Below are 24,577 nucleotides of genomic sequence, written 5' to 3' on the forward strand. Positions count from 1 at the left end.
ATGTTGGATCTGGCCTGGGAGTACTGGGAGCCGGTCGGCGGGTTGGTGCCGCGCCAGGAAATGCGCGGCATTCAAGGCCTAGCTAAGTTCTTCGAGGCGCAGAGCGGAAAGCCGGGACAGCTCTCGAACGCCGTTGCTGCATACATCGAAGGTCTTGAGTCGGCTCGAGCCGAGCGATTTCCTGCGGTAGACAAGTCCCGCGAGGCATTTCGCGAGTGGGTGACTATCGAGGCTGGGCACTTCCACCTGGTGCGCACTCCCGACGGCGTGCGCAAGGAGGCCAAGTCGATTAGTTGGTCTGCGATGGATGACACCGCTTTCGAGCCTCTTTATCGAGACGTGTTCAACGCTTGCTGGCGGCTGGTCCTGTCTGCCCACTTTGAATCGGAAGAGGCGGCATTGAGTGCTGCTGATCAGATCGGGAGCTACGCATGAATCATAACTTCAAGCCGGGCGATCTGGCGCTGGTGATAAATCACACCTTTCCTCCAGTGATCGGCACATGCGTAGAGCTGGTAAGTCGTCACCTTGTGGGGCCGGTTGACCGAAAAGACCCAATGGACCCTGGCGTCTATGAGCAGGATGGCGGCGATCCTGTGTGGGTCGTGAGTGACGATAAGGCCATCGTTTGGGAAAAGTGGTTGATGCCACTTCGCGGCGACTTCGCCCATGAGCTGCAGAAAGCCAAGGAGGCTTTATGACGATCCCGTCAACTGTGGATATCGCGGGTATCCAGGCCGCCGTCTCGTACGACCCTGAAACCGGCGTATTCATCAGGAAAACTAGCGCTGGACGGATGCAAAAAGGGTCAGTCGCCGGCTCATCTGATAGCTACGGCTACTCGCGCATAAAGATTGGGTCAAGACAATTCAAAGCACACATCCTGGCTTTCGTGCTGATGACCGGATCGCGTCCTGCTGGTGTGGTTGACCACATAAACGGAGACCCTGCTGATAACCGCTGGGCCAATCTCAGGGCCTGCAGCCAGTCAACAAACCTTAGAAACACAGCTTTGAGGCAGGACAATCGGACCGGTGTTCACGGTGTCCATTGGGACGCTTCGATGAGCAGGTGGGTGGCAACTATTCGACAGTCTGATGGGCGCAAAACGAGAAAGAATTTTTCAAGTTTCCTGGACGCGGTTGCCTGGAGGAAATCCAAAGAGATTCAGTACGGATACGCAGATAGTCATGGACGCACTGAAACCAAGTTGCGGAGGAGGGCCTGATGAGTCTCGGAAAAAGGAAGCAGAAGCGCTGCCGTAATGCGGCATGCGCGGTTCTGTTTGTCCCGGCGCGCATCGGGCAGGCGGTATGCAGTCCGGCCTGCGCAATCATTGATGCCCCACGGCACGCGCCGAGGGCAAATAAAGCGCTGGCAGATATCGGGCGCAAGGAAATCAAGGTCCGCAAGGAGAAGCTGAAGAGCAGGGCTGACCACCTGCGCGAGGCCCAGCAAGTGTTCAACGAGTACATCCGCACACGGGACCGTGCGGCTGGACACTCCTGCATCTCCAGCGGCAAGCCGTTGGACTGGAGCGGAAACGCAGTAGATGCGGGCCACTACCGCAGCGTTGGCTCCGCACCGCACCTGCGCTTCGATGAGCGCAACTGTCACGCACAGAGCAAGCAGGACAACCGTTTCCTTTCGGGAAATGCCGTGGATTACCGGATCGGCCTGATTGCGCGAATCGGCCAGGAGGCCGTCGACGCACTGGAAGCTGACCAGAGCGTGCGCAAGTACACAGTCGAGCAGATCAAGGCCATCAAAGCCGAATACCGGGCAAAGACCAGAGAATTGAAGAAGGGGCAGGCAGCATGAAACTGATCAACGCAAGGCAGGTGTGGACCGAAGCTCAGCACGAATCGAACGCGTCTATCAGTGCTGCGGCAATTGACCGGGCGGAATCGGCTCCGGTAAAGACGGGAGGCCGCATAGGTAAGCGCGACGCTAGGTTCCCCGCGCTTGGCAGTGAAAAGGGCGAAGAGGCCGCAAGCTTCTCAGTGCCAGGGCAACGCATCAGCATCAGCGAAACTCGACGCACGTCGCCAGGTCGATCAACCGCCAGGGCTGCGCATCTAGCAATGATCGGCAAAGTGCTGCGCGCTATCGACACGCTTCCTTTCCAGGAACAACAATTCGGGCACTATCTCTATCATCCGTGCATGACCCTGTCCCACGTATTGAATGCAGAAAAGCTGATTTGGGGTAGCGTGGATTTTTCATCGCTAACTGAAGCCAAGGAAGCGAAAGTGCATTGCCTCGTAACAATGGCTCTACAGTCCTACAAGATCGAGGCTCATGATGGCGCGCAGTGGGGGCCTGCTCGTATTGCTGATGGCATGCTCAAACTATACGGCGTCCGCATAGAGCCAAAGGTCTGGGATCGGGACTGGAAAGAGGCGTGGAATTTCCTGCGGGATGCAATTGAAGAAGTGGATGTCCGTGTACAGCAACCAGTGTGGCAGGTCATTCACGCAGAAAAAGAAGATCATGCGGCATAAAGTTATTGCCATGTTGGGTTTTTTGAGGTAAATTTCTCATAGTGCACAAGTAACGCGAAACGCACACGAAACCCTGAACCCGGAGACTGCTCCGGGTTTTTATTTCTTGATTTTGCGTGGTAGAGCAGCGGTCAGCTCGTCGGGCTCATAACCCGGAGGTCGGTGGTTCGAATCCATCCCTCGCAACCATATCCAGATGCTCCTTGCTGCATCTTGGCCTCGCCCTATTGAGGCCCTTTTAAATACCTCAACTCCCTGACGGGGAGGAACCGAGATGTCCAACATGCCAGACAAACCAGACACCTGGGCCATCCTGCTTGCGTGGTTAAGCCAGCACTCGCCAGTGCTATACGCAGCAGCATTGTCGTGTGCAATGGCAGTTCTGCGCATCACCTATGGTGGCGGCACTCGACGCCAGATGATCGTAGAGGGTGCGATCTGCGGTGGTCTAACGCTGACAATCATCAGCGGTCTGGACTTCTTCGGCCTACCCCAGAGCATGGCTACATTCGCTGGCGGCTGGGTGGGCTTCCTCGGCGTAGAGAAGATCCGCAACATCGCTGACAGGGTTACTGATCTCAAGCTGCCGAGTCGCGATCAGTAATAACCGCGCCACGATTTGGCGCATTCGAAAAATGTGGCACGGAGATTCAGCATGGAAAAGGTTTTTGAAGTTTCGGTAGATGGCGGTAACCGAGTTGAAACGGTGAAAGGGGTGCGTGCATATGTCGATTGTGGCGTGCTGCATATCGAAGATGCCGACGGCCAGAATGTAGCCATCTTCGCCGAGTTCGATTACCTGATCACCAAGCCAGCTACGCAGGACTAAAGAAAATGGCATTGACCCCGAAGCAGGAGGCCTTCTGCCTGGCCTACCTGAAGACGGGTAACGCCAGTGAGGCCTACAGGCAGGTATACGCTGCCAAGAACATGAAGCCGGCCACCATCAACGTGAAGGCGAGCGAATTGCTCTCCAACGGTAAGTTGACGGTAAGGCTTGCAGAGCTCAATCAGTCGGCTGTCACTGATTCGGTTATGACCCGCCAGAGAGCCCTGGAGCGTCTCAGCCTGATTGCCGAGACATCTATTACCGATATCCTTGAGTTTGACCAGCATGAGGTTGATGGTCCTGACGGACCCATCAGTGAAACCATCTGGCGGATGAAGGATAGCGACGAGATCCACGACATGGCATCGGCCACCATCAAGTCGGTGACCATGACCAAGTTCGGGCCAAAGATCGAGATGTATGACCGCCTGAGCGCGATTCAGCAGCTAGCCAGGATGCAAGGCTGGGAGTCGGCACAGAAGCACGACCACACCAGCAGCGACGGCAGCATGAGCCCCAAAGGGAAGTCGCTGGACGACTTCTACACCGGCGATGTACCAGCTTAACCCGAACCTTCGTGAGTTCTGGCGGATCAGGAAGCCGTACAAGCTTCTGAAGGGTGGGCGGTTCTCATCAAAGACCCAAGACGCGGGCGGCATGGCTGCCTTCCTGGCTCGCAACTATACGGTGAAGTTTCTCTGCATTCGCCAGTTCCAGAACCGAATCGCCGACTCGGTGTATACGGTCATCAAGGAAAAGATTGAGCAAGCAGGTTGGTCGGACGAGTTTGACATCGGCGTGTCGTCGATCAAGCACCGCAAGACCGGCTCGGAGTTCCTGTTCTACGGCATCGCCCGCAACCTGAACGACATCAAGGGTACGGAAGGCGTTGACATCTGCTGGATCGAGGAAGGCGAAGGCCTCACCGAAGATCAGTGGAAAGTCATCGACCCGACGATACGGAAGCAGGGTTCAGAGATCTGGATTCTGTGGAACCCGGACCTGATGACGGATTTCGTTCAGGCCAAGCTACCAAAACTGCTGGGCGACGATTGCGTCATCAAGCACATCAACTACGCCGACAACCCGTTCCTCTCCGACACTGCGCGCTCCAAGGCTGAGCGACTCAAGGAGGCGGATGAGGAGTCGTACAACCACATCTACCTCGGCCAGCCCCGCACCAACGACGATGCGGCGGTAATTAAGTTCTCCTGGGTGGAGGCATGCGTTAACGCACACCTGAAGCTGGGTATGAGCTTGTCCGGGGCGAAGGCGGTTGGTTATGACGTAGCGGACAGTGGTGATGACAGCAACGCCTGCGCCCTGTTTGACGGGGCGATCTGCTTTGAAATGGACGACTGGAAGGCTGGCGAAGACGAGCTGAACGAGTCAGCCATGCGTGCGTGGTCTCACGTGCGCGGCGGGCGACTGATCTACGACAGCATTGGCAACGGTGCTCACGTGGGTTCCACCCTGAAGGCAGCACGTATTCATGGCGGGTACTTCAAGTTCAACGCCGCTGGCGCTATCGTCAATCCTGAAAAGGAATACGCGCCGAAGATCAAGAACAAGGACAAGTTCGAGAACCTAAAGGCCCAAGCCTGGCAGGACGTGGCCGACCGCATGCGTAACACGTTCAACGCGGTCACCAAGGGACAAAAGTTCAAAGCGTCCGACCTGATCAGCATTTCCGGCGATCTGCGAAAGATCGAGCAACTCAAGCTCGAGCTGTCCACGCCACGTAAGCGCTATAGCAAGCGCGGGCTGGATATGGTCGAGACCAAGGATGAGCTGGCCCGACGCAGTGTCGCGTCCCCCAACCTGGCTGATGCGTTCGTGATGGGCGCATGTCCGCACCTGGTAGCCAATTCGAGACCAATCCGCGACCTCCTCTAAACAAATCGGTGACCCCATGAGCAAGAAGGGCTTAGTGCCAGCAGACAAAAAGCTGGGCAAGGCCCTTGTGCGGGCCGCTCAGAAGTACGAGGCGCAGATCAAGTCTTCGACTGATGGCCTGGTGAACGTCGTGTCCGGCCTGGGCACGCAGAAGGCTAAGCGCTCACACAACCAGTTCCAGTACGGATTCCTGAACGACTTCCAGCAGCTTGACGCGGCCTATCAAACGAGCTGGCTTGCGCGTGCAATCGTGGACTACCCAGCCGAGGACATGACTCGCGAGTGGCGCACCCTCAAATGCGATGACGCGGACGTGATCCGGGCCGAGGAAGACCGCCTGCAACTGCCGGCCATGGTGAGTGAGGCGACAAGCTGGGCGCGACTTTACGGTGGCGCTGGCATCCTCATGCTGACCAACCAGGACCTGACCAAGCCGCTCAAGCCGGAGAAGATCAAGAAGGGCGACCTGTACCGCCTGTTGGTCATCGATCGATTCGACATGACGGCGATGAATCTCAACCAGACCAACATCCTGGCCGCCAACTACTTGCAGCCAGACTTCTACACCATTTCCGCTGGCGCCCAGCAGATTCACTGGACGCACTTCGCCCGGTTCGCTGGAGCCAAGCTTCCGCGCCGCCAGCGCGCACAGACGCAGGGCTGGGGTGACTCAGAGCTACGCAAGTGCCTCGACGACGTGATGGACATCGTAGCCAGCAAGGACGGCATCGCCGAGCTGATGCAGGAAGCAAACGTCGACATCATCAAGCGCGAAGGCCTCTCTGATGAGTTGGCAAGCGATCAGGATGACGCCATCACGGCGCGGTACGCCTTGTTCAGCATGATGAAATCATCGATCAACCTTGCATTGCTGGATGGTCAAGAGACCTATGACCGCAAGACCCTGGACCTGTCCGGGGTAGCGCCTGTGCTTGACCTGCTCATGACGTGGATCAGTGGTGCGGCGGACATCCCGCTCACCAGACTGTTCGGCACTGCATCAAAAGGGCTTGGCGATACTGGCGCGGGCGACATGAACAACTACTTCAACTCGCTTTCCTCAAAGCGGTTGACGCAGATTGATCCGGGCCTTCGTCAGCTAGACGAGGTGCTGGTTCGCTCGGCAACGGGCCAGTGGCTGGATGACTTTAACTACGCCTGGAACCCATTCCAGCAGCCTGACGCGGTAGAGATCGCCACGGCGAACAAGGCCAAGGCCGAGACCGACATCCTGTACAAGGACGCCGCCATCGTCACCACAAGCCAGATCCAGCGCCGCCTGCAGGCCGAAGAGCTCTACCAGTTCGACGACGAGAAGATCGAAGCGCTGGAGGCTGATGAGGACCTGACCATGTTCAATGATCCGGTGGATGACGACGACAAGGTTGAATAACCATGGACATGATCGGCATCCAGTACAACGCCAAGCTGCAGCGGCTGGTGAAGCAGGTCAAGGCGTCGATCAGCAAGGAGGTCATGCCGCTGGTTCGCCAACTTGCGCCGGAGTACACGCAGGACGCGGTGGTCACCACTGATGCCTGGTCTGACCTGATCCTCAACGCGATATCCACGCTGGTGAGCCGCTGGTCGTCGCCGACGGTGCAGGCTGCTGGCGCACGCATTGCTGGTGAGTTCGTTCAGGCATCGCTCAAGAAGTCCGAGCGCGACCTGAAGAAGTCAGCCGGCATCGACGTGTACAGCGGCAACACCAAGCTTCAAGACTACCTGCACGCCTCGGCACAGCAGAACGCCCAGTTGATCAAATCCATCCCCTCCAAGTACCTGGAAGAGGTGCAGACGCTGGTGATGGCGAACATGCGCTCCGGCATGCGGCCTGGATATATCGAGAAGGCGTTGCAGGAGCAGTTCGGCGTTACCCAGCGCCGCGCTAGATTTATTGCCAGGGATCAGGCAGGAAAGATTCAAGGTGATCTGGCCGAAAAGCAACAGAGAGGCGCTGGCTTCGAATATTTCGGCTGGCAAGACTCAGATGATGAGCGAGTCAGGCACTGGCATCACGAGCTTGCCACGAGGGTTACTGCTTATGGCGTGGGCGTGTATCGCTGGGACAACCTGCCGCTAGGCCCGAAAGGCACGCCCATAAAGCCGGGATCGGATTATGGGTGCCGCTGCATACCCAGACCGGTGAGCGCCCGCGAGGTCAAGGCAAACCAAGACGCAGGCCGCACGGCGCCGGGCGTCTACCGCTAATTCATCCAATCCGCGAGGCCGCAACATGAAGTGCACGGTTTTCGACCGGGCTGGGTATCGCATCACCCAGCGAGAGTACACCGACGAGGGGTTTCTCAAGGTGCCGGGCCGGGTAGCCCGTACCGGGATTCAGGAGTACCTGGCTCGCGAGCTTGGCCTCGATGGCGACCCAATGAGGGTTGTTCGCGTGTATCGCCCCGAGGAAGAGGTGTTCAACGAAGCCTCACTCAATACCTACGACGCCTCCGACATCACAAGTCCCCATCCGCCCTTGTTGGTCACGGCGCTTACCTACAAGGGCGTGGCGGTTGGAGTGGTGCGCGGCCCCGGGCGTCGAGATGGCGACTTTGTTGTCTGCGACCTGATCGTCAAAGACCAGAAGACCATCGATGAAATCTTGGGCGGCAAGTGCGAGCTATCCGCCGGCTACACCGCCATCTACGACGAAACCCCAGGGGTTACTGATGATGGCCAGGCATACGACTACATCCAGCGCGACATCAAAATCAACCACGTCGCGATTGTAGAAAGAGCAAGGGCGGGCTCAATTGCCCGTATTTTCGATCAAAACCCAGGAGGCAACACAATGCCTGTACTTATCACCACCGATAGCGGGCGCAGCGTTGATGTTGCTGATCCTGCGAACGCCCAAGTGGTCGCCGACTCGTTCGACCGATTGCTGAAGCGTGCCACTGATGCGGAAACCAAGGCTGATAAGGCCCAGGCTGCCGCTGACTCTGCCACCGAGAAGCTCGGCGAGGCGGTCAAGGCTTCGAGCGACGAGGCTATCAAGGCTCGCGTCACCGCTATCTCCAGCGCTCATGCCCTGGCCCGAAAGGTCGCCGGCGATGAGTTCACCTGCGACAGCCTCGACGTGATCGAGATCAAGCGCGCCGCCCTGGCCGTTGCCTTGCCGAAGCGTGACTGGTCGGACAAGTCCTCCGGCTACGTTGAAGCAGCCTTCGACACTGAGTCCGAGAAGGATGATGACGAAGAAGACGACAAGGACGAGAAGGGCAATAAAAAGCCCAAGCCGCCGACCGCTGACACCTCCGCGCTGTTCACTCAGTTCCTCCAGCTGGCCAAGGACGGCGCGACCACGGCCGCTACCGCTGATGCCGCACCGACCCCGTACCAGGCGCACAAGAAAAGCTTGTCGTCCGCCCACAAACAGAAAGGAGCCTAACCATGCCAGTTCAAGGTGGTAACGCAATCAACCACGGCGTCGCGTACGCGGGCATGGTCGCTGATGGCGAAGTGTCCAACGGCGTCTCCAAGGTCAACAAGGGCACCGTCAACATCGCCTACGGCCTGGGTGTGGTCACTGACGGTGACGACGGCGCCAAGCTGCCGGTAGCCGCTTCGACCGCCGCCCAATTCATCGGCGTCGTGAAGCGCGAACTGAACCGCGCCTACACCACTACCGACGTATTCGGCGCGGTCGCCAAGCGCGACATGACCGTCGAGACCATGGCGCCTATCTGGGTAACCGCCCGCGTAGCAGTCGTCAAGGATGACCCGGTTTACCTGGTGGTCGGCGACGGCACCGGCACCAACCAGGGCCAGTTCTCCAACGTGGTCGGCGCTGCCGCCACTCTGGCAGTGCTGATCCCGAACGCCAAATGGGTCAGTACTGCCGGCGCCGGCGCACTGGCTAAAATTTCTCTGAAGGTCGGGGGCTAATCGACATGACTCAGCTTAATAAAATCGTCGTAGCCATCGATGCCGCTATCGCGCACCAGATCGGCCGCGATGCGTACCAAGTGACCTTCAACGACGGTCTGCCGACCCTCGATGACGGCCTGGCCTTCTACATCAGCCAACTGGCGAGCCTTGAATCTCGTATCTACGAGGCCAAGTACGCCGCGATCAACTACATGGAGCTGATCCCGGTCGATACCTCTCTGCCGGAGTGGGTCGATCAGTGGGACTACATCAGCTACGACGGCGTGACCCTCGGCAAGTTCATCGGCGCCAGCGCTGACGACCTGCCGGATGTGACGCTGAACGCCAACAAGTCGACCGTGCCGATCGGCTACGCTGGCAACAAGTACAGCTACAGCCTGGACGAGCTGCGCAAATCGCAACAGCTGCGCATCCCGCTGGACACCACCAAGGCGAAACTGGCCTTCCGTGGCGCCCAGGAGCACACCCAACGTGTGGCTTACTTCGGCGACGCCGCGCGCGGCATGACCGGCCTGTTCAACAACCCAAACCTGGCGCTGTCGAACTCCACCCTGGACTGGTACAACGCAGCCACCACCGGTGACCAGATCGTCGCCGACCTGAACAAGATCCTGGTTGATGGTTACCTCAACTCGGCAACTGTTCACCTGTTCGACACGATCATCCTGGATGCCGCCCGCTTCGCATTCATTTCGAACAAGCGGATGGGCACCATCACCGATAAGACGATGCTCGAGTACTTCCGCACCAACAACCAGTACACCGCGCTGACCGGTCGCCCGATCAACATCTTCAGCCGCCTGCAACTGTCCGCTGCCCAGCTGGCCGCTGCCGGCGTGTCCAACGGCAACAAGGACCGTATCGTCGCTTACGAGCTGAACGACGAGAACCTGGGCATGCAGGTGCCGATCCCGTGGCGCTCCCTGGCTCCGCAGATGTGGAACCTCAAGGTCAACGTGCCGTGTGAGTACAAGATCAGCGGCGTTGAATTCCGCTATCCGTTCTCTGGCGCGTACCGCGACCAGTTCTAACCAGCCGATATCTGATCGCCTCCGCCTTGCCCGGGGCGGCGGTCAGTTATTCCGGGCGAGGATTCGACATGTTCCTGAAAAACGAAGCGGCACGACTGATCACCATCAACCACCTGGTTGGCGAGAAAGAGACCAGCTACCCGATCCTGCCGGGGGAAAATCCAGCGGTCGAGGTTCCGGACTCCGTGGCGAAGATCGATTTCGTCAAGGCGCTGCTGAAGAACGGCGACCTGCGTCGCGTCGGTGAGGATGAGCTGGACAGCGAAGATGACGGCAGCGACGAAGTCATCACTCAGTTGCGCGAAGAGGCTGTCTCCCTCGGCATCGAGGTGAACCCAGTGTGGAAAGAGGCTCGCCTGCGCAAAGAAATCGCCAAGGCTCAGCCTGCCTTGTAACACCCGGGCGCCTGGCGCCCACTCATTCAAGGTGAACGCATGCAAATTACACCGGAAATTGTCGACTCGTTCCGGGCGGTTCAGCTCGCGTTCACGGACACGACAAAGTGGCCAGACGCCGTGGTGCAGGAGTCCCTGTGCGAGGCTGACTGCGAAACCGGGAGCAGCCGCTGGGGCGCCTACGAGGATGAATGCCACAACCTCAAGCGCCGCGGGCTGTACTACTTCGCTGCGCACTGGCTGTCGGTCACGTACCCGACCGGTCTTGGCGCCACTGACCCGACAAATATCCCGTCGACCGCACGCCTCAACGTGGCTGCCAAGTCGATTGGCGATGAGTCAGTGACATACCGGGTCGGCGCCATTCAGGAAACCGAAAACGACTGGTTGTCTCTCACCAACTACGGCGTTCAGTTCCTGCGACTGCGCCGTCGCGTGGGCATGGGTGCCAAGGCGGTTTGATATGGGATCTAACAGGCGTCACCCAGGCTACAGGGGAAGGAAAAACATATGGGCAGAGTGGCTCAATGTTTTGCTCGTGGTAGCAGTGATTTTCGCCATGGCAATGGGGTTTGGCTTGGTTGCTGGAGCGATTCAATCATGATCACCCTCGACATCCAGGGCTTCCAGGAACTGCAAGACGAGCTGTCCAAGGAGTTGGCGGTGCTGAGGTCGGACAAGGTGGTCACCGTCGGCATCCATGAGGAAGCCGGCAACGTCGAGTCGGGCGACATCACCATGGCCGGCCTGGGCGCTACACATGAGTTCGGTGCCGAGGTCAAGCACCCGGGCGGCACGTCGTACGGATACGCCAGCAAGGCCGCAGCCGATCGCGATGAGGTTCGCTTCCTCAAAACTGGCAGTGGCTACATGCAGTTGGGTGTAACGCAGGCGCACACGATCGATATCCCGGCTCGGCCATGGCTTGAGCCCGGTGTCGCGAGCGCCACGCCTGAGGTGCTGCTGACCATCCAAGAAGGCATGGAGGCCGGCCAGTCGATGGATCAAATCCTTGAGGCTGTCGGCGTCGTGGCGGCGGCCGCGGTGAAGGTCTACATGACCGAACTGAAGAGCCCGCCCAACGCGGCCTCAACCATCCGTAAGAAAGGTAGTTCCAACCCGCTTATCGCAGATGGTCATTTGCGCCAGTCGGTCACGCACAAGGTCTCAGTCGGACCAGTAACGGAGGGCCTGGAATGAGCAGCACGCTGAGCATGGCCGGTCACGTAGACGATACGTTCGTCAGTGTTCCGGCATCGCGCACTGTCGCCGTCGCTGGGCAGTGGGTTGAGGGCATCTGGGTTCCAGGCGCGACCGATACCAAGAACTACACCGTCAACATCCAGCAGGCCAGCGACCGCGAAGTGGATTTCATCCGTCAGGGCGGCGAGCGAATTACCGATGTGCGCCGCATCTACATCAATGACGGCGAGATGCAGTTGATCGACCAGACTGGCACATGGACGTTTCTCGGCCAGCAGTGGAAGGCCGTCAAGTGCGACAACCGCTACTGGCGCGACTACTGCAAGGTCCTAGTCATGCGCATTGACGACCAGTCAGGCGGCCCGGCATGACCAATCAAGAATTCTTCGCAAAGCTGAGACCGATCGTGATGCTGGCGACTGGGGTTCCTGAGTGCATCCTGGCCGACCAAGCCGGCCCTGACAGCATGCCAGCGCCGAAGGGCGCATACGCGACGATCACGCCGCGGCAGTACATCGGTGAGCGCGGCCAGGCCAACGTCACTACTAGGGACATCCTTGGCGATTTGGTTGAAACCGAAGTGCGCGCACAGATCATGTGTTCGGCAAGCATCAACTTTTACCGCGGCGAGGCCCTGATGTACGCCGAGCGGCTGAAGCAGGCCAACAAGCGGCCCGACATCAGCATCATGCTGTTCAAGGCCAAAATCGGCTGGAACAGTGCCGACGGCGTAAACAATCTCACCAGCCTGCAATCGGCCAACTTCGAGCAGCGATCACAGATCACCCTTCGCCTGATGTACGAGGCGATCAGCATTTCCGAGATCAACAACATCCTGAGCGTGGAAGTGGCGCTCGAGAACGAAAAAGCGCAGGTCCTCCAGACCTTCACCGTCGAAGTCGACCCCTCATAACCAATTGGAGCTAGCACAGTGAGCTATCCAGCTACCAACATCATCCGGATTAATGCCCGGATCAGCCCGGCAGGCCTGGGCAATGCGAACTTTGCCAGCGCCATGCTGTTCGCCCCTGAAGACGAACTGCCCGTCGGCTTTGCCGTGGACACGTATCGGACCTACTTCTCCCTGGTGGCGCTGTCTGAAGACTTTGCGGACACCACCGAGACCTATAAGGCAGCCCAGCGCTGGCTTGGCGGCACTCCAGCTACTCGCGAGCTGAAGGTGTGGGGCGTTGCTGATGCCGACCTGACTCGCGCCGCGACTCTCAATAAGGCCCGCAATATCCTCTGGTGGTACTGGACCATGTGGACCGCTCCGATTCTGGCCGTAAAGGCGGATGTGCTGGCTATCGCACAGTGGTGCGAAGACAACACAAGCATGTTCATCGACAACCAGACCGGCGCATCGGCTACAGAGATTCGAGACCCGGCGGACGTTGACGATATCGCCACTCAGTTGACCGCCTCTGGCTTCCGTCACGTGTACACGGCTGCGCACGCGACTGACCCATACTCCGGCTCGGCCCTGGCCAAGCACTTCGCCGCGGTGAACTACAGCGCCGACCGATCGACGATCACCGGTGAATTCAAGAAGTCGCCGGGCGTCCCTGCGGAATCGCTGACCGGCACTGCTTATACCGCGATGCAGAGCGACAAGAAAAAGGCTGTCTTCTACACCGTGGTGGACAACCAGGGTTCGACCGACTCCGGTCGTTGGCTGAACACCCTGACGCACAGTACATACGGGGAGTTCATCGATGATGTGGTCAACCTCGACGCGTGCGTGAACTTCCTGACCACTTCGCTCTACAACGTGACCGCGAACCAGACAACCAAGTTGGCGCAGACGCCCGTTGGCCAGGCGGTGCTGATTGGCACTGCCCGGGCGACCATGCAGCAGTTCATCAACAACGGCTACCTTGGGCCGCGCAACTACATCGATCCGGACGACGGTCTCGAGAAGTACACCACTGGCTTCGAGATTCTGACCAAGCCCGAGGACATCCTCGACTTGTCAGACGCCGATCGCGATGCCCGCAAATCCGCGCCACTGCGCATCCGCCTGTTCCGCGCCGGCGCCATCCACATTGTTGACGTTGACCTCGACGTTTATTGATAGGTGACCCATGAGCCTGAGTGATTTCTCGAACAACAAGACAGTCGTCACCATCAACGGCCGACAGATCCAGGATTGGGGCGAAACTGCTACCCCATACACGGATGCGCCGATCGATGCCGCAACCCAGCTTCGTCGCGGGCAAGGCGGCAACGCATGCCGCCTCGATCGCCAAAACCCGGGACGCGAGGTGAACATCTACCTCAACCCGGGCTCGTCGGACTCCGCATACGTGCAGGGACTGTACAACTCGAAAGCCAATATCACGCTGACCTACACCCAAATAGGCACGCTTGAAACAGCCCTGGGCTCTGAAGGCGTGATTGCGAACGACGGCCAGCGCGGCCGGGCCGGCTCAACCATCACGGACGATCAGTTCACGATGCACTTCAATGTCTGGGAAGCGACAAGGGGCTGATAGATGAGCGTGAAACCATTCACCATTGGCGGCGTGCAGTACAACGCCGCCATGGCCAGCGCCGTCGATCAAGACCGCCTGATGTCCCTTCTGTCCGGTGCTGTGCTGGAGCGATTCGCCACGGCGGCGCAGGCCGGCATTGAGGTCGATGACCAGGTGCTTTGCTCGATGTTCATGTCGATGCGCCAGGATGTGAAGGGCCAAGTCGCGCAAGTACTGATGAGCAAGGTGCTCATCAATGGCACAGACCGCCCGGTAACTGTCGCTGACTTCGGCGGCAGGATGGTGCAGTACAATCAGCTACTGGCCGAACTTCTGCGCTGGAATCTCTCCGATTTTTTCGACTGGCTGCCAAGCGGCGAAAAAGGCGCTCGGCAGGACGAGGCGGTAAGCGCAGCGCAGTAAATTGGTTCCTGATGCGCCCATGTGTCGGGATTGTTGGTGTGTGCCCTCCGCTGTGCACCTGGGCGCAACTTGAAGACGGAACCCACTCCCTAGCCAGCGTCGAGCGCTTTAACCAGGCCATGGACGAACTGTGGGACCAATACGAGGCTGCAAAGAATGGCTAGCAAAGTACTGAAGTCGTTCCTGATCGGCATCGGCTGGGACACTAGGGCTCTTGAGGCGGGCGACAAAAAGATCCAGTCCAGCCTGCAAGGTGTTAAGTCGAGCGCGCTGGGCATTGGCGCGATCATCGGCGCATTTGGTGCTGGCGCCGCAGCAATCACCAGCACTGCCAACCAGATTGATCGGTTGGCGGCATCTGGACAAAACCTGAGAACCTCATTCGCCACTCGGTTCAACTTCGGCAATGCAGTAAAGCTGATGGGGGGCGAGGCTCAGGAGGGTATCGACCTTCTAAAAAGGGCCGAAGAAATACAGAACAACATCAAGCAGACCGGCACAGATGGCTCTATGGAGCGTCTGAATTTAGCGCATTTTGACACGCGAAAAATATTCCACGACGCCCAAAACGGCGGAACAGGCATGGATCTTCTGAGGGAGATTTCGCGCCAGTTACCAGGGCGAAGCGAGGGTGAGCGCGCCACCGCTCAGAGCTCTATCGGAGCCGATGATTATTCATTCCGGACACTTATAGAAGGAACGGAAAAGCTTGATGCCACGATGGAGAGAGCTGATAAGTTGGCCGGTTCCATAGATCAGATGAGTGATAGCGCCCGCAGGCTTGCTGATAGCAACGCAGCTCTAGGCCTTCAGTTCGGGAAAATGAACAGCGAGCTGACTGAAAAGTTTCTTCCTAGGCTAATCGGCGCAAGTGAGTGGATGGGAAAGTTTCTCGAAGAGCACCGCGAAGAGATCAGCAAGACAATTGATTACGCGGCTGAAAACCCAGCAGCAGGTGCCTTTGGTGCAAGCGCGGCCGCTATCACCCTTGGATCGGTTCTCTCATACCTTGGGCTTGGCAGCGTAGGCTCGGTTGCGACAAAGGCGGGCATGCCTGGACTTATAGCTTCCGGGTCGTATATGGCTACTGACTCCGTTTTCGACAAGCTTGAAAGCTACGAAGGGTATAGGGGCTTTAGCGACTCTGTCGACCGCGGGGCGAGAAGCATCGGGCTTGGCTCTCTGGTTGATTTTTCGGACTTGGTGTTCAACAAAGAGTCGCGGCCCGATACCCCATCCACCGGCGGAAGATCTGCTGCTGACAGCCTTCCACCACAGGCCGGCGTATCTGACGGTTACAAGGAAGTGCCATCTCAAAACATCGATGCCCTGGTCAGGGCGATGCAGGAGGCGAAATTCAAGGTCAGCAATACCCAGAATTTCACCTTCGAACTCGACGGGCAAAAGCTTGATGCGCGGATCGTCCAAGTCAACGAGCGCCAGAACTACGAGGCCTCCGAGGACTTCAAGCCAACCACGGAGCGCTAGCCTTGAGCATCATCAACATATTCACCAGGAAGGCCCCGACGATTGCCGGGTATGCGTTTGACGCCGTGCTTGAGGACACGTTTGAAGCCAGCGTTTCCATCACGACATTCCCGATTGAGAGCGGGGTACGGGTAGCTGATCACCGCATCTTCAACCCGTTCAAGTGGACCATGACCGGGGCAATCAGCAATAACCCGGTCAAGGTTCAGCTGACGGACTTCCTGGGCGGCGCGCTTTCCAATCTGACCGACAACCCCATCGTGTCCACGGTGGCCGGCCTCTCGGCTGGCTGGCTGGCAGGTAGTGACGAGACGCGAGCAAGCACCACCCTGGACTTTCTCATCTGGCTGATGAGTTCGTATGACCCGTTCGACATCGACGCCGGCGACATCCTGCTGAAGAACATGGCTATCACGCGAATCTCCAGAACAAAGGAGCCTCGCAACGAGGGCGGTCTTGAGTTCGTTGTGGAGATGCAGGAGGTCATTGAGCTGCACAGGATTGCTGCTGGTGACGAGAGGTGGTCGTATCAACTGAGAAATGACGATCCATCTCAGAGCGCGCTCACAAGGGCCGTCAATAAGGGTCAGATGATTGCCAAGGAGGCGAGCGCCAGTGTGACCAATGCTGTTAACGGAATACTTGATGGAATAGTCTGATGGTCACAATCCCTTTAGCTTCTGGTGTGGATAACGCTCACCAGCGATTCAGCGTTCAGCTCGGCGACAACCTGATTTCCTTTCAAGTTGATTTCGTCTCATACCTAGACGCGCCGGCCTGGTCCATGAACCTGATCCGGGGCGGCGTGACGCTCGCGTCTGGCGTTATGCTAGAGCCTGGTAGCGATGTTATCCAGAGCTATCAGGCCGGTATCGGTCAACTGGTCTTCACCGGTAAAGACGTGACGCTGGACAACCTGGGCGTCGATAACTTCCTTGTCTGGATTCCCCCGGTGGTGGAAATATGAGATCAAGAGCCTGGTCTGTCGATATCAACGGCGCCCCCTACATCAGCCTGCAATCCGGCTCCACGCAGCTCCGAATCCAGTTCAATATTGACGTGTCGCCCGGCAGCTCTGTGTCCTATGCCGACATTCGACTCTACAATCTTAACAAGGTGTCGGGGATCGCAAACGGAGCCAGCATCATCTTGAAGACCGGCTACACCGACAACATTGATGCAATCTTCACAGGTACCGTTACCAACGTCTTGCGCGAACGCGAGCCGGGCGCCCCGGAAATCATCACACGACTTATCTGTCGCTCAGGATCGGCAGCAGTTGATCGTGGTTCGGCCCAGGTATCCCTCGGCCCGGGCGCTAGGGTAGAGGAAGCCATCCGGGCACTTGCCAGGGAATGGCCTATTCCTATCGATATCGACAACGAGCAGTTCGCCGACGACCAGCCAATGGCTCGCGGGTATTGGGCGGATGGCGACATCCCTACAGCGATGGATAACCTGGCTCGTGACTACAAGTTCGATTGGCTCCAGCACATGGGGCGTATGTACGTCACCAAGCCGGAGATGAAGCGAAATTCGACGGCGATCAAGATCAATCAGCTCACCGGCATGATCGGCATACCAGAGATAACTCGCGGCCCCTACGGTCTAGGGGTGTCCGTATCGGCCCAGCTCAACCCATCGATCATGGTCAGCAGCGTAATCGACCTGAAGGCCGAGTTTGCCACCTACAACACGGGGAATCTGTACCTGTCTAAGGTGCAGCCCGAGGCGGTGCCGGTGGGAGAGTACAACGTCTTCGCCTTGCGGTATTCGGGTGACTCGCATAGCGACACATGGAAGGTAGACATAGACGGGATACGGTGGGGCACGAAGCCGGACCTCAGATCTATATCGACACCAGAGAATGGCAAGCTGATCTGGGGCGCGCGCGTCGAGGATCCGTATGAGCCGTTCAAGGCTAAAGTGATTTCTATCGCGAAAGGACTATCCCTCGACCCGAACTGGCTCATGGCGGTAATGGCCTGGGAGACGAAAAAAACTTTAAGCCCTTCCGCTAGAAACCGCGACAAAGGCAGTACGGCCACGGGCCTGATTCAATTCGTTGAAAAAACCGCCATAGGCCTCGGAACGACCACTGCGCGACTAGCTACGATGTCCGCAGTAGAGCAGATGGGGTGGGTCGAGAAATATTACAAGCCTTATTCGGGGCGCTTGCGCAACCTTGGGGACACCTATATGGCAGTCCTTTGGCCCGCAGGGATTGGCCGTCTCGACACCTATGTAATGTGGGAGCGAGATTCCGGCCCTTATCAGCGCGAGTACGCAGCAAATTCAGGTCTAGACAGAGAGAAGAAGGGATACATCACGCGAGGGGATGCAGTTTCGCGCGTGAACGAGATGTTCGTAGAGGGGAATAAGGTTGCCAGGTAGCTGTTCGAAAGTTCGCCACATGATTGGCTTGGCACTGGCCTTCTGCTACATTTTGTGAAACTCGCGGACTCCACGCTACCTGGATGGTCAAGTGAAAAAACTTTTAGCGCTATTCGTTTCATTGGTCATCACTGGCTGTGCAGCACATAGAGATGTTCCGCAGGGACGGCCATATGACAACCCCAAAAAAGGCTATGTTGTATACAGGCCTATAGCAGAAATCCAGAGATGGGACGGGCCTTACCTAGAAGGCTTTAGGTCTAGTGGTGCTAAATATGTCAGCAACTGCGTATCTGTTAATGCTCAGTTTAACCCAAGTAAAATTATTGCTTCCGAAATGTATTATGACCATGAGGATGAGGTTGTTTACTTAACTCATGACTTTGGCCCAAGATTTATTCGGTGTGATATAAATTACGAAATTATCAGGTCGGAAGCGGAGAGGTATATTGCCGAAAATAAAGCCTCATCCATGGCAAAAATAGAAGAAGAAATAAGGCGGCGGAACGCCAGAGCTGAAGGTAATAAAGGTCGCGAATCTACAGAAAAGGTTGAGTTTGGTGGTTTTGTCGCAACCAGAGAGGACATACTTACTTCAGTGCTTCTAGCCTGCTACACCGGAAGCCTGGACAGCGATGACAAATGGATTCCGAGAGAAGAGCAAGCCAAAAGGTACAAGGATTTACTGGGCCTCTATGAAGGCGATGCGCCGAAAACAAAAAGAATAACCAATGCTTTTAACTTTGCCCGCAGCAACCTCAGCAGCCGCTATCCTCTTGATACGATGGCCAAATATCGCGGCAGCGTCTGCGATCAGATGGTTATGAAGGGCAAGCTCTAAAAAACAAACAATCATCAAGCCCGCCTCGGCGGGTTTTTTAATGCCCGCGAAAAAGTATCGGTAACTAAAAACTGTTTCCGCCGCAAGGCAAACCAACACGCAGCCTAGGCCTGTACAGCCGAACGGCGGATGTTCGCTCATCCTTCCGCCCCGGCTGCGTTTCTATTTGATCGGTGAGCGAGGTGTACAGATGAACGCAAGCAACGTCATTCCGTTTCACTATCAAGGTCAGGCCGTTCGCTTCAACAGCGATGGGTGGGTCAATGCGACTGAGATTGCCAAGCGCGAGAGCAGGCGTCTGGACAAATGGCTGGCAACTCAAGAAACCCAGGAATACATAAGCGCCCTTGGTCGCCATCTAAATACCCCGAAAAAGGGGGATTTAATCTCGTCCCAGCGCGGGCGAAACGGTGGAACCTGGCTGCATCCAAAGCTGGCCGTTTCTTTCGCTCGATGGATTTCTCCAGACTTCGCCGTCTGGTGCGACCTGCACATTGATGCTTTGCTGCGGGGCGAGTTGAGCGAGAGGCAGGCTTTCGACCAGGCCTGCAAGCAGCTTGAGGATGGCCGCCAATTGGCCAGCCTGCACGGCAAAGGCCTCGCCGACTGGAAGTGCAAGAAGCCAGCGCTTGAAAGTCGTGTAGACGAGATGCGCGACCGCTTGCAGATGGTTCTCGGCCTCGACGCCGCGTAACCGATCCGCCCCGACGAAGAGCCCGCCCAGTGCGGGCTTCGTTGTTTCTGGACCGCTGAAAACAGCGAGGTAACACAATGATCGAGACAGAAGGCCGGGCTCGCAGCGAGAAGCTGATCCGAAATGCTTTCGGCGAGCTGATGAAGGATGTGTGCACCTCAATTCCTGGGCATGTTCTGACGTTCAATCCTTTGACTCAGCGCGCACAGGTGCAGGTCGGAATCCTCAGAGTGGATGTCAACGACGCTACCTTCGCACTGAAGCCAATCGTCGAGGTCCCCGTCTATTTCCCTGGCGGTGACTTCGCAATCGAATACCAGATCGACGCAGGCTGCGAGGGCGACATCCTGTTCTCCCAGCGCTGCATTGACGGGTGGGTGCAGAGCGGCGGGGTAGCCACCAACCCGAGAGGGCGATTTCACAGCATGCAGGACGCCATGTTCCTTCCTGGCTTCCGCTCGCAGCCGAACGCGCTACCGGAGTTCCAGAACAATGGCGTCCGTATGCGCAACCGGGCAGGCACCCAGTTCGTCTGGCTGAAGAACGACAACAGCATCTCCATGGATAACGGGGTAGCCAGGTTCAACGTGCTGGCCGACGGCACAACCCTGATGCAGAACGGCGCCGGCAGCTTTCAGTTGCAGGCCGACGGCACCTTCTTGATTAACGGACTGAAGATCACGCCAGACGGCAACGTCATCACCGCCGCCGGCATAAATCTCAATACGCATCGCCATGGCGGTGTAACACCCGGATCAGGGACAAGCGGAGTGCCAGTTCCATGACCGCGCGCAGACTCGACGAAGAAACGGGCGACATCGTGACGCGCGGGCAGCAGTTCATCTCCGGCCAGTCCGAGGTCGCCCAGACCGTGCTTACCCGGCTGCGCCTGTTCCTGGGCGAGTACTTCCGAGATATCACCGATGGCACGCCGTGGTACGAGCAGATCCTGGGCAAGTTCACCAGCCTCTCGACGGCTGAGGCCGCACTCAGGGCGCGAATCGCCAATACCCCTGGCGTGATCAGGCTCACCAGCTTCTCCGCTGACTTTGACATCAACACACGCAGTTACAGCGTAACCGCTGGGATTCTCACTGAGTTCGGCCTGGAAGAGGTAACACTGAATGGCTAGCCTGACTTCGACCGGCTACGTGCTACAGACGCAAAACGAGTGGTTCGCCCAAGAGCGGCAGTTCTACGTAGATATCGATCCGCTGTGGAATCTTGACCCATCTACTCCTGATGGCTTGAAGATGGCTCATGACTCCGAAATCTTCTACGCCCTGGACGAGACTCTGCAGCGCGCCTACAACTCGAAAGATCCGAACAAGGCCAAGGGCGCTGACCTGGATATCGTCTGCTCGTTGACCGGCACCATTCGCTCAAAGGGCTCGCCATCAAGTGTTGAATTGACGCTGACGGCGACTCCAGGCACCGAAATTCTGAAGGGCAACCGCTTTGAGTCGATCACCACCGGCAGCCGCTGGACAACCGATCAGACCGTCACGGCGGACTCACTTGGCGTAGCGACGGTAAATGCAACCTGCGCGGTCGTAGGGCCGACCCAGGCCGACGAGGACACCATCACTCGTATCGTTGACGTCGTGGCAGGCCTTGCCTCGGTCACCAACACAGGCCCGGCAACACCAGGTGAAGACGCGCCGCGGGACGAGCAGCTGCGTGTAACCCGCGCAACGGCGGTGGGGCGTCCTGGCAACAACCAGATCGATTCAACTTATGGTGAGTTGTACGCAGTGCCAGGCGTGCGCCGCGTCAAGATCTATGAGAATGACACCGGAAGCGCAGCTGTATCAGTAGACAACCCTCACGGCCTGCCAGCCCACTCATACGCAGTTATTGCGGACGGCGGGACTGATGAAGATATCGCCATGGCGATCTATCTAAAGAAGAACCCCGGGCCTCCTCTGTACCAGGCCGGGACCCCTTTTGAGGTAGAGGTCACCTCGCCGAAGTACCCGTCGAACAAAAAGATTATCAGGGCTAGCAGGCCAATTTACGTCGACATGCTGCCCGTAATCCATGTGGTCAATGACGGGACTTTGCCACCTAATGCTGACCAGTTGATCAAGGAGGCGATGATGGAGTACGCCGCCGGCGATCTGATCCCTGCGGACGTCGGCTTCAAGATCGACGGCTTTGATATCGGCGAGATTGTGCCGTTCAGCACGATCTTCACGCCAGTCAACAAGGTTATTGGCTCATACGGAGACAGCTACGTCGACATTCCTTCTTCCAGCCTGAATGGCGGACAAGCGAACGTAGTCATTGCTTATAACGAGATGTCCCGGTGGACGGAGAGCAACATCACCGTAGTGATAACGTGATGAATATTCCAGACAGGATCTATGCGCAATACAGAGACAAGCCAAAGGCCGTGTCTTGGTATGAAATAGCCAGAAAGCTTGGAGGAAGCATAGAGGCAGCCGCCGAAGCTGTTCGAAAGAGTTATGACATCGACACGGCGGTAGAAGAGCAACTAAACGTGATAGGCCGAATAGTTGTAGCACCTAGAAGCTTTGTCGGCTCTATGCCGATGAACCCAGGACTGTTCGATCTGACAGACGGCGATGAGTTCGGTAACGATGAGGCGATGTTCAGCGCGCTAACAATTGATCAAGACGGCCAGCTATCGGACGAATTCTATCGCTTAGTCATAAAAGCAAAAATAGTAAAAAATAACGGCGATGCAACGATAGAAAATATACTCGATGGGATGAACTTTCTTCTTCCGAAGGCTGATGTTCTTCGAGTTACGGACGGCGAGGATATGTCGTTCAGTATCGAGTTCTATGGACAGATAACGAACCTTGAGAGATTCGCATTATTGAGCGTCGGCCTTGTTCCAAAACCTCAAGCGGTTAGATTCAATGGATTTCTTGAAGGATTCAATATGGTCGAGTTCGGAGATATAGATTCCGAGTTCGGTGACGATGATGCAGAATTTGCAGGATTTATAGGAGTGCATAATGTCGCTTAAGCTTAATGAGCGTTATCCGGGTAGATTCAATAATCCTTCCGTTGATTATCCGCTGGGGTCATTCAAAAACAGAACTGCGCCGAACGCAAAAGACGGTTCATACCTAGAGCAGGATTGGGCTAACGACAAAGAGGGTTTCTTTCAATCTCTTTTGAATTCCGTGGGAATGGAGCCAAACGGGAGCGTTGACAAAGTTGGAAGCTCTCAGTTTTTTGACGCCCTTAATCAACTCAGGCAGAGACAGACCGGCACCGCATTCACCACCGCCGGAACCGCCCCATCATTCACGCTAACACCTTCTCCTGCTATCACTGCGTATGCAGCGAACCAGCGGTTCCAGGTGAAGTTTCATGCAGGTGGCGCAGGGTCTGACACGATCAACGTTTCCGGCTTGGGGGCGAAGAATCTCAAGCAGTACGATTCCAGTGGCAACAAAATCTCGGCAGTGATTCAGGGGCAGTTGACGGATGTTGTATATGACGGAACTGATTTCGTCATGCTTGATGCGTTACCGGGAAACTCACAGGCTACTGAGACTGTGCTCGGCAGCGTTAAAATCGCAACCCAGGTCCTAGTCAACGCAGGACTGAACGACATGGATGCTGTCACCTCGCTTAAGCTTGCGCAGAAGGATGCGTATGAAACGGTGGTTTCCGACTGGACGAATATAAGCATTGGCGGACAGATTGTGGTCAATCACCCATGGGGGGTTATCCCGCAGCTGGCGACCTTGGAAATGAAGTGCATTGTGGCGAGCAACGGGTACGCCGTGGGCCAGGAGTTTCCAGTTTCTATGCATGGCAGCGCTGATGGCGGATCTAGCTCTACAAGCTCACCGACTGGCGTCTATTGGACGACTACGCAGGTCACTGCGCGGATGGGCGCGGCCAGCCCGATGATTATCGCCAATCCAACCAGCGGAGTATCTGTCGTCACAGGAGCGGGAGCAAACTTCCAAATTCGTCTGAGGGTTAAAAAATGACCGAAATTAATGAAAACCAAGAAACGCCGTTCTGCAAGCTTTGCATGACACCAGACGGATCGTACCTGGGCATGTTTTGCGGCGGCGATCCTGCCGTAGATTGGATTATCGCTCCGTCCACGCCACCAGACTCTCGTCAAAAGTGGGACTTTGTAAATGAGGCGTGGCTGCCTGTAGTGCTAACGAACGCCGAACTTTTGGAACACAACTCCAAACTGCTTTCCAATCTCACCGGCGAAGCTATCGCACAGCGAACGGCGCTGACAAATCGCGTAGCAACCATCAAAAGCGCCATTCGCCTGGACATTGCGGAGGCCGCAGAAGTTGCAGAGCTTCCCGTGCGGGAAGACCAACTGGTGTCGTGGGAGAAATATGTGATTTACCTCGGGCGAGTTACACAACAGCCTGGTTTTCCAGCTTCTATTGATTGGCCATCTCCACCAGATCCAGCCCCAATTCCCTGAAAGCAAATGGCCGCCGAGTGCGGTTTTTTAGTCTGGAGAAACGCATGCCGATCACAGAGCAGCA

Annotated in this window: 35 protein-coding genes and 1 tRNA gene; all 36 read left to right on the top strand. The window is 57.0% G+C overall.

Annotated elements, in window-relative coordinates; all coding sequences use genetic code 11:
• Positions 1–435: DUF1367 family protein (locus BMX68_RS23925; protein ID WP_074862718.1), on the top strand; the 435-nt coding region annotated here is incomplete at its 5' end.
• The gene (locus BMX68_RS23930) at positions 432–701 is read left to right on the top strand and encodes a hypothetical protein (RefSeq protein ID WP_017130350.1); all 270 of its coding nucleotides are present in this window, start codon (positions 432–434) and stop codon (positions 699–701) included. The genes BMX68_RS23925 and BMX68_RS23930, both read left to right, overlap by 4 nt.
• Positions 698–1,228, top strand: coding sequence for an HNH endonuclease (locus tag BMX68_RS23935; RefSeq protein WP_017130351.1), 531 nt, complete (start codon positions 698–700; stop codon positions 1,226–1,228). The genes BMX68_RS23930 and BMX68_RS23935 overlap by 4 nt, the downstream gene beginning before the upstream one ends.
• On the top strand, positions 1,228–1,821 hold the full coding sequence (locus tag BMX68_RS23940; RefSeq protein ID WP_017130352.1) for a recombination protein NinG: 594 nt from the start codon (positions 1,228–1,230) through the stop codon (positions 1,819–1,821). The genes BMX68_RS23935 and BMX68_RS23940 overlap by 1 nt, the downstream gene beginning before the upstream one ends.
• Positions 1,818–2,504: a hypothetical protein gene (locus tag BMX68_RS23945; protein WP_017130353.1), complete on the top strand. Its 687-nt coding sequence runs from the start codon at positions 1,818–1,820 to the stop codon at positions 2,502–2,504. Before BMX68_RS23940 ends, BMX68_RS23945 begins: the two co-directional genes overlap by 4 nt.
• Positions 2,505–2,617: 113 nt before the next feature.
• Positions 2,618–2,693, top strand: a tRNA-Met gene (locus tag BMX68_RS23950).
• Between the two features lie 85 nt (positions 2,694–2,778).
• A complete protein-coding gene (locus BMX68_RS23955) occupies positions 2,779–3,108 on the top strand; it encodes a phage holin, lambda family (protein ID WP_017130354.1) in 330 nt (109 codons plus the stop codon).
• Positions 3,109–3,159: 51 nt separating this feature from the next.
• Positions 3,160–3,333, top strand: coding sequence for a hypothetical protein (locus tag BMX68_RS26055; RefSeq protein WP_017130355.1), 174 nt, complete (start codon positions 3,160–3,162; stop codon positions 3,331–3,333).
• A gap of 5 nt (positions 3,334–3,338) precedes the next feature.
• Positions 3,339–3,899, top strand: a complete 561-nt coding sequence (locus BMX68_RS23960; RefSeq protein WP_017130356.1) for a terminase small subunit — start codon at positions 3,339–3,341, stop codon at positions 3,897–3,899.
• Entirely contained in the window at positions 3,886–5,229 is a 1,344-nt protein-coding gene (locus BMX68_RS23965) for a PBSX family phage terminase large subunit (protein ID WP_074862721.1), read from the top strand. The genes BMX68_RS23960 and BMX68_RS23965 overlap by 14 nt, the downstream gene beginning before the upstream one ends.
• Before the next feature lie 16 nt (positions 5,230–5,245).
• Positions 5,246–6,622: a DUF1073 domain-containing protein gene (locus BMX68_RS23970; RefSeq protein ID WP_026013007.1), complete on the top strand. Its 1,377-nt coding sequence runs from the start codon at positions 5,246–5,248 to the stop codon at positions 6,620–6,622.
• Positions 6,623–6,624: 2 nt separating this feature from the next.
• Positions 6,625–7,440, top strand: a complete 816-nt coding sequence (locus tag BMX68_RS23975; RefSeq protein WP_017130358.1) for a phage head morphogenesis protein — start codon at positions 6,625–6,627, stop codon at positions 7,438–7,440.
• Positions 7,441–7,465: 25 nt separating this feature from the next.
• The gene (locus BMX68_RS23980; RefSeq protein WP_017130359.1) at positions 7,466–8,626 is read left to right on the top strand and encodes a DUF2213 domain-containing protein; all 1,161 of its coding nucleotides are present in this window, start codon (positions 7,466–7,468) and stop codon (positions 8,624–8,626) included.
• A 2-nt stretch (positions 8,627–8,628) separates the two neighbouring features.
• Positions 8,629–9,123, top strand: a complete 495-nt coding sequence (locus tag BMX68_RS23985) for a structural cement protein Gp24 (protein WP_017130360.1) — start codon at positions 8,629–8,631, stop codon at positions 9,121–9,123.
• 5 nt (positions 9,124–9,128) lie between these two features.
• Positions 9,129–10,157, top strand: coding sequence for a DUF2184 domain-containing protein (locus BMX68_RS23990; RefSeq protein ID WP_017130361.1), 1,029 nt, complete (start codon positions 9,129–9,131; stop codon positions 10,155–10,157).
• A 68-nt stretch (positions 10,158–10,225) separates the two neighbouring features.
• Complete coding sequence (locus BMX68_RS23995; RefSeq protein WP_017130362.1) at positions 10,226–10,552, top strand: hypothetical protein; 327 nt, start codon at positions 10,226–10,228, stop codon at positions 10,550–10,552.
• 39 nt (positions 10,553–10,591) lie between these two features.
• Complete coding sequence (locus tag BMX68_RS24000) at positions 10,592–11,014, top strand: DUF4054 domain-containing protein (protein WP_017130363.1); 423 nt, start codon at positions 10,592–10,594, stop codon at positions 11,012–11,014.
• A gap of 138 nt (positions 11,015–11,152) precedes the next feature.
• On the top strand, positions 11,153–11,752 hold the full coding sequence (locus BMX68_RS24005) for a hypothetical protein (protein WP_017130364.1): 600 nt from the start codon (positions 11,153–11,155) through the stop codon (positions 11,750–11,752).
• Entirely contained in the window at positions 11,749–12,126 is a 378-nt protein-coding gene (locus tag BMX68_RS24010; RefSeq protein WP_017130365.1) for a hypothetical protein, read from the top strand. Before BMX68_RS24005 ends, BMX68_RS24010 begins: the two co-directional genes overlap by 4 nt.
• A complete protein-coding gene (locus BMX68_RS24015; RefSeq protein ID WP_017130366.1) occupies positions 12,123–12,668 on the top strand; it encodes a phage neck terminator protein in 546 nt (181 codons plus the stop codon). The genes BMX68_RS24010 and BMX68_RS24015 overlap by 4 nt, the downstream gene beginning before the upstream one ends.
• Before the next feature lie 18 nt (positions 12,669–12,686).
• On the top strand, positions 12,687–13,829 hold the full coding sequence (locus tag BMX68_RS24020; protein ID WP_017130367.1) for a DUF3383 family protein: 1,143 nt from the start codon (positions 12,687–12,689) through the stop codon (positions 13,827–13,829).
• 10 nt (positions 13,830–13,839) lie between these two features.
• Positions 13,840–14,247: a hypothetical protein gene (locus BMX68_RS24025; protein WP_017130368.1), complete on the top strand. Its 408-nt coding sequence runs from the start codon at positions 13,840–13,842 to the stop codon at positions 14,245–14,247.
• A 3-nt stretch (positions 14,248–14,250) separates the two neighbouring features.
• On the top strand, positions 14,251–14,652 hold the full coding sequence (locus BMX68_RS24030; RefSeq protein ID WP_017130369.1) for a hypothetical protein: 402 nt from the start codon (positions 14,251–14,253) through the stop codon (positions 14,650–14,652).
• A gap of 11 nt (positions 14,653–14,663) precedes the next feature.
• On the top strand, positions 14,664–14,816 hold the full coding sequence (locus tag BMX68_RS26840; protein ID WP_490424297.1) for a DUF6889 family protein: 153 nt from the start codon (positions 14,664–14,666) through the stop codon (positions 14,814–14,816).
• The gene (locus BMX68_RS24035) at positions 14,809–16,140 is read left to right on the top strand and encodes a hypothetical protein (protein ID WP_017130370.1); all 1,332 of its coding nucleotides are present in this window, start codon (positions 14,809–14,811) and stop codon (positions 16,138–16,140) included. Before BMX68_RS26840 ends, BMX68_RS24035 begins: the two co-directional genes overlap by 8 nt.
• A gap of 2 nt (positions 16,141–16,142) precedes the next feature.
• Positions 16,143–16,799 carry a phage baseplate protein gene (locus BMX68_RS24040; RefSeq protein ID WP_017130371.1) on the top strand — a complete coding sequence of 219 codons (657 nt, stop codon included), beginning with the start codon at positions 16,143–16,145 and terminating at the stop codon, positions 16,797–16,799.
• Positions 16,799–17,107: a phage baseplate plug family protein gene (locus BMX68_RS24045; protein ID WP_017130372.1), complete on the top strand. Its 309-nt coding sequence runs from the start codon at positions 16,799–16,801 to the stop codon at positions 17,105–17,107. Before BMX68_RS24040 ends, BMX68_RS24045 begins: the two co-directional genes overlap by 1 nt.
• Positions 17,104–18,534, top strand: coding sequence for a hypothetical protein (locus BMX68_RS24050; protein WP_074862724.1), 1,431 nt, complete (start codon positions 17,104–17,106; stop codon positions 18,532–18,534). Before BMX68_RS24045 ends, BMX68_RS24050 begins: the two co-directional genes overlap by 4 nt.
• Before the next feature lie 91 nt (positions 18,535–18,625).
• On the top strand, positions 18,626–19,375 hold the full coding sequence (locus tag BMX68_RS24055) for a hypothetical protein (RefSeq protein WP_143063354.1): 750 nt from the start codon (positions 18,626–18,628) through the stop codon (positions 19,373–19,375).
• 190 nt (positions 19,376–19,565) lie between these two features.
• Positions 19,566–20,069: a KilA-N domain-containing protein gene (locus BMX68_RS24060; RefSeq protein ID WP_039792152.1), complete on the top strand. Its 504-nt coding sequence runs from the start codon at positions 19,566–19,568 to the stop codon at positions 20,067–20,069.
• Between the two features lie 77 nt (positions 20,070–20,146).
• Positions 20,147–20,854 (top strand): Gp138 family membrane-puncturing spike protein, encoded by a 708-nt coding sequence (locus BMX68_RS24065; RefSeq protein ID WP_017130376.1) that lies wholly within the window; start codon positions 20,147–20,149, stop codon positions 20,852–20,854.
• Positions 20,851–21,201, top strand: coding sequence for a contractile injection system sheath initiator (locus tag BMX68_RS24070; RefSeq protein WP_017130377.1), 351 nt, complete (start codon positions 20,851–20,853; stop codon positions 21,199–21,201). The genes BMX68_RS24065 and BMX68_RS24070 overlap by 4 nt, the downstream gene beginning before the upstream one ends.
• The gene (locus BMX68_RS24075) at positions 21,194–22,414 is read left to right on the top strand and encodes a baseplate J/gp47 family protein (RefSeq protein ID WP_017130378.1); all 1,221 of its coding nucleotides are present in this window, start codon (positions 21,194–21,196) and stop codon (positions 22,412–22,414) included. Before BMX68_RS24070 ends, BMX68_RS24075 begins: the two co-directional genes overlap by 8 nt.
• Complete coding sequence (locus BMX68_RS24080) at positions 22,414–23,067, top strand: baseplate wedge 1 family protein (protein WP_017130379.1); 654 nt, start codon at positions 22,414–22,416, stop codon at positions 23,065–23,067. Before BMX68_RS24075 ends, BMX68_RS24080 begins: the two co-directional genes overlap by 1 nt.
• Positions 23,057–24,049 (top strand): hypothetical protein, encoded by a 993-nt coding sequence (locus BMX68_RS24085; RefSeq protein ID WP_074862729.1) that lies wholly within the window; start codon positions 23,057–23,059, stop codon positions 24,047–24,049. The genes BMX68_RS24080 and BMX68_RS24085 overlap by 11 nt, the downstream gene beginning before the upstream one ends.
• A complete protein-coding gene (locus tag BMX68_RS24090) occupies positions 24,046–24,513 on the top strand; it encodes a phage tail assembly chaperone (protein WP_074862711.1) in 468 nt (155 codons plus the stop codon). The genes BMX68_RS24085 and BMX68_RS24090 overlap by 4 nt, the downstream gene beginning before the upstream one ends.
• The last annotated feature ends 64 nt before the right edge of the window (positions 24,514–24,577 follow it).

The organism is Pseudomonas agarici, assembly GCF_900109755.1.
Taxonomy (GTDB): domain Bacteria; phylum Pseudomonadota; class Gammaproteobacteria; order Pseudomonadales; family Pseudomonadaceae; genus Aquipseudomonas; species Aquipseudomonas agarici.